The 4,741-nt window shown below is 38.2% G+C and carries 6 protein-coding genes; all 6 read right to left on the bottom strand.

From position 1 onward, the window contains the following. A partial coding sequence (locus tag Q0296_RS05515) for a phage portal protein (protein WP_298037728.1) occupies positions 1-1,294 on the bottom strand: 1,294 nt, incomplete at its 3' end. Then, positions 1,294-1,524: a hypothetical protein gene (locus tag Q0296_RS05510; RefSeq protein ID WP_103601941.1), complete on the bottom strand. Its 231-nt coding sequence runs from the start codon at positions 1,522-1,524 to the stop codon at positions 1,294-1,296. The genes Q0296_RS05510 and Q0296_RS05515, both read right to left, overlap by 1 nt. An 89-nt stretch (positions 1,525-1,613) precedes the next feature. Continuing rightward, positions 1,614-2,060, bottom strand: a complete 447-nt coding sequence (locus Q0296_RS05505; protein WP_298037724.1) for a hypothetical protein — start codon at positions 2,058-2,060, stop codon at positions 1,614-1,616. A 13-nt stretch (positions 2,061-2,073) separates the two neighbouring features. Further along, the gene (locus Q0296_RS05500) at positions 2,074-2,325 is read right to left on the bottom strand and encodes a gag protein (protein WP_298037721.1); all 252 of its coding nucleotides are present in this window, start codon (positions 2,323-2,325) and stop codon (positions 2,074-2,076) included. Beyond that, positions 2,312-4,030, bottom strand: a complete 1,719-nt coding sequence (locus Q0296_RS05495; RefSeq protein ID WP_298037718.1) for a terminase gpA endonuclease subunit — start codon at positions 4,028-4,030, stop codon at positions 2,312-2,314. Before Q0296_RS05495 ends, Q0296_RS05500 begins: the two co-directional genes overlap by 14 nt. A 494-nt stretch (positions 4,031-4,524) precedes the next feature. After that, positions 4,525-4,741: helix-hairpin-helix domain-containing protein (locus Q0296_RS05490; protein ID WP_298037711.1), on the bottom strand; the 217-nt coding region annotated here is incomplete at its 5' end.

Below are 4,741 nucleotides of genomic sequence, written 5' to 3'. Positions count from 1 at the left end.
GCTCAACGCCTTTCTCTCGTAAGACCTCGGTTATCGTCTTAAATCCTGCGCTAATGGCGATCTTGTTCGCATTTACCTCTTTTACTGGGTCGATATACTCCCAGCCTTGTGATTTAAACGTGAAGTGTCCTATTAACTGCTTATAATCGCTTGGCTTGATGCGTCCTGCGATTAGTTCGCACTCCATCCACATTTTAAAAACTTCGTCGTGAAATTTTCGCTTTATGAAATTTTGTATCCTTTTAAAATTTCGGCGCTCTGCGATCGTGCCTTGACGGATGGAGCTATAATTAACCTCTCTTAAATCGCCAGTATAAGTGGAGTAGCTAAGCCCTAGCGAGCGAGCGACATCCCTATCGGTGCTTTTTAAAAAATACTCCATATTGATAGGATTGTGTGGCTCTACAAATTGCGGAGTGATGCCATCCTCCAAAAACGTAAATGTGCCAGTCTGCACGCTTTCAGGTAAATTTATCTCTTTTTGTCTTATCTCGCCATCATCGCCGTACTCGACATTGCCAAGTATCGATCCCTCATCTTTGTGAGTAAAAAACCCAGTTAGCTCACTTGCAAGCCTTGCGCGGTCAAGCTCTGCTTTTTTTAGCTTGTCTTTGCTGTGAGTATCAAAGATCGCACTTGCTAGCTTGCTTACGCCTCTTTTTTGCTTTGAAAGTGATGATTTTTTAATATGTATGATCTCGGATGCTGGGATTACCTCATATTTGCCATTTTTAAGCAGGCGGTAGTATGCTTTTGGCGTCATCTCTCGCTCGGCATCGTATTCTATGCCGTAATATATATGTTTGCTCTCGTCGGTTAGGTCGTTGTCTATGTCTTCGGCGTCGATTAGCTCTATTTGTAGCATATCGCCTTTGTGTAGCTTGATAAATGCCTCGCCGTCGCGATAAAGCGCAGTTAGGATCATCTCCTCATAATCGCCAAAATCATAAACGCCATATTTGCAGCATATATGTTCCCACTCAAAAAATGATTTTTGCACTGCTTGATTAAGATTTTTCTTTGGCGTGGTTATATCAAGGATAAACCCTTGCTCGCCGTAAATTTCACTGCATAGCGTCTCAAAAAAGCCACTTGTTAGAGATACCGACGTGCTTATGCTGCGTGCTTGTTTTCTTAGCTTTGCACTTACTCTGTCGATGTCTTGATTGCGCAGTAGCTGGCTTATCTCGTATGAGTTTATTCGGTTAGGCTCTAAGCTTGGATATTTGAAAAAATTTATCTTTGGTTTTACGCTTATGTTTTTAGACAAATTTTGCTTTGTTTTTCGCTTCATCAATACCTATCCCCAAAAATATATGTTTTGCTAGTTGCTTTTGCCTTTTGTGCGTCTTTTATGATGCTTGCTCTTATTCTTCTTAGCTCGCTTATTAGCTCTAGTGGGCTACGCTTTACGACTTTTAAGTTATCAATCCAGTATTCTTTTATCTCGATGCCATCTTTGAGGTTATCCAAAACATCATCGATCGCGCTGTCGATTAATAAAATTCTCTCTTGTGTAGTCATCAGCCTTTAGCCCTTTTGCTTTTTTGGCTCATTTTAGAGAAATTTATAAATATTTTTTACAAGTGAGAAAGAGGGGATTTAAAAGCTATCTACGCAAAATCTTTATAAATTTTGGCATCTTTTAGCTCGGTTAATATGCTTTCAACTTCATTATTGATCGCATTTTCTATCTCATCGCTTAGATCGATGCTGCGCTTTAGCTTATTTGGCAGCGAGTAAAGCTTATTTGATACGGCAGTGGCGATGTCGCTCAAGTCTTTTTCTAGCCTATCAATAGCTATTACTTCGCCTTTTTCTTTAGCTAGCCTTAGCTCCTTTAGCTCCGCATCTGCTAGCTCTTTTTTAGCTCTTGCTTCGCTTAACTCAAAGCTCTGGGTGGCAAGTTTTATTTTGTAGCTTATATAGTCGTCAATGCAAGCCGTCAAGTCCCATTTATTGCGCTCGATCTTTTTTATAATGCCCTCGCTTTCTAGCTCCTGCACTCTCCTATCGGTTAGCCCTAAAGCGTTACTTAGCTCTTTTGTGCTTACTTGCATTTTAAATTCCTTTTTAATTTGTGCCAAATAAGCTCATATCGTTTTCAACCCTTTTTCTAAACTCTTCTTTCTTGACGTTTAAATTTACTAGATATTGCTTATACCTTGGATTGCCTTTGCAAAAATTTTCAATGATAAAATCCGCCATGTCTGACTTTTTCATCTCGTAAGCTTCGCAAAGCTGCTCAAAGCGTGATGCGTTTTCTACGCTCATATTTAGATCGTATCTTGTCTTTTTTACCAGCACCTTTTTATGAATTTGCATTTTTAATCCTTTTTCGTCTTAGCTCGTTTTTGATAAGTTTTGCCGCTGCGTATGCCAGCACTGTTATATCCAAAGCTTCGTTTCTCTCCCTAGTCTTGACGTATTGCAATTTTGTATATCCTCTTTTATTTTTTACCTCTTGCAACTTCTCGGCGGTGAGTTGCAAAAAGAATTCGTTTGTGAAATTTTTGTTATAGTGAAAATAACCCTCGCCAGCTTCTTTTATGCTAAGCAGCCTAAAAAACTCGCTTTTGCCTTTAAATGTGCCTATGTTTATCAGCCTAACGCCTTTTTTTAACACTCTTACTTTGTTTAAAAATTCTACTTTTTGGCTTGCCTCGCTTGCACCTTTTGATGCTATGAAATTTGGCGCTAAGCTCACAAAATCATAAACTCGGCTGGAGTTAAAGCCACTATCAATTAGTGCTAACGTAGTGCTTAGGATTTTGCCGTCCTCTCTTTTAAATTTACGCTTTAGCTCCCTAAAAAGCTTTTGCCAAACTTCATCTTGATCGGTATTGCCATAAATTTGCTTATAATCGATGTTATAAGCTTCATATCCTTTGCACCAGCCGATAAAGATAACCTCAACGCGGTTTCCTTGTATATCCACACCAGCAGTTACAAAGCTTATATTTTGTGATAAATTTTGATCGTCATACTCTTCGATCCTATCCAAAAGCTCGTTTTCGTTGAAACTTGTATTTGGTGGCTCATAGGCTAGAGCCTCGATCGTATTTTTAAATGTTTGAATTTTTAGCTCGTCGCCCTTTGCGTCAAGATAGTTCTTGACTATCTCGCTCATTTTGTAAAAAGGGCTGTATATGGCGTTTAAAAAAAATCCTGCTATTTTTGATTTTGGATTTTGTGCTATCCATCGCCCATTTTTTACGGCTTCGTTCTTGTCTTGCTCGCTTAGCAGGCTACCGCACTCGCTACATTGATATTTTACGCTTTCGTTTATCAGCTCTTTGTGTTCGTCTAGCTCGTATATGATGCGCTCGAATATTAGCTTCTGCTCATGCTGACAAAAAGGGCACCTTACAAAAAATAGCCTTTGATCGGAGTTTATAAATTCTTTCTCGATCGTGCTAGCGCCTGAAATGGTAGGCGTCGAGCTTATGACTATTTTGCGGTCGTAAAATGTAGCTGTCCGCCTTTGTGCCAGCTCTATGCTGTCGCCCTCTTTAGTAGCTTCGCATCGATCCGCCTCATCAACTAGCAAAACTTTTATAGGCTTACTTGCTAGCTTTGATGGAGAATTTGACCCAACTAAAGCTAAATTTCCGCCCCTAAAGTTTTTAATAAGTATTGTATTATTCGCGTCGTTTGCATTGATTAGCTCGCTTAGCTCGTGCGTATCTCGAAACATCGGAGCTAAACGCCTTTTTGAGTAGTCCTCTGCGTCGTCTTTGTTAGGTAGCATAAACAAAATAGTGCTTGGCTCTTGGTGGATGTAATAACCCAAAACATTATTTATTAGCTCACTCTTGCCTAGCTGTGACGCCCATAGCAAAATGACCTTTTCACGTTTTGGATTTGAGATTTCGATCATAGGCTCACACTGGTAAGAAAAAGCCTTAAATTTTCCAAAGCTTGATGAGCTTTCTTTACTCAAAAATCTATATCGCTCCGCCCACTCTAACAAATTTAAGCGAGGCTTTATAAAAATGGATTTTGCAAAGATTTCTATAATTTTACTCATTGATTTGTATATAAATTTAAAAAAGGGGCTTTTGAAGTGATAACCGATAACAAGTGTATTATACCCTTTATTAGGTTATTTTGCAAATAAAACGAGTAATTTTTAAGCTATCTTTTAGTTTTTTGCCTTTTAAATTTTTGCTTTTTTAAGGCTTTTTCTTAAAAAAGACAAATTTTAAACATCCAAAACCCAACTTTCTATAGCTAAAAACGATAACGAAGTGCCTAAAAAACGATTATAACCCCATTTTTTTCGCGGTTTGCCACCGCATCTAAAAATAAGGGCTGAGGAGGACCCATGAGAATTTTTTACTCTATTACGCCACTATTAAGAGATGGGATTTTTAATTGATGCTTAAAGCGTATTTGTAAAATGTCATAAACATAGCGATAAGCTCGGCGATTATTGCTCTTTTTTCGGCATAGATATATCCTTTGTATTCAGCGGAGATTAAGCCGAAATATATGCCGTATTTGTCGGAGCGATGTTAAATTTTATATATATTTGCATCCATTTTTAAAGAATTCTCTTATCTCATTTAGCTTTTTTGTCTTGATGCCTTTTATTGATAGTAGTTCATCATCGCTTGCTACTTCGATCTCTTTGAGCGATCTATACCCTGCGTTATATAAGGCTCTTGCGCTTGGCATATCTTTTAAAATGCCTTTTATAAACAAACTTATCAAAGTCTCATCATCTAAATTTTTAAAG

This window comes from uncultured Campylobacter sp., from assembly GCF_937890585.1.
Lineage (GTDB): Bacteria > Campylobacterota > Campylobacteria > Campylobacterales > Campylobacteraceae > Campylobacter_A.
This window is presented reverse-complemented; position numbering and strand designations above follow the sequence as displayed.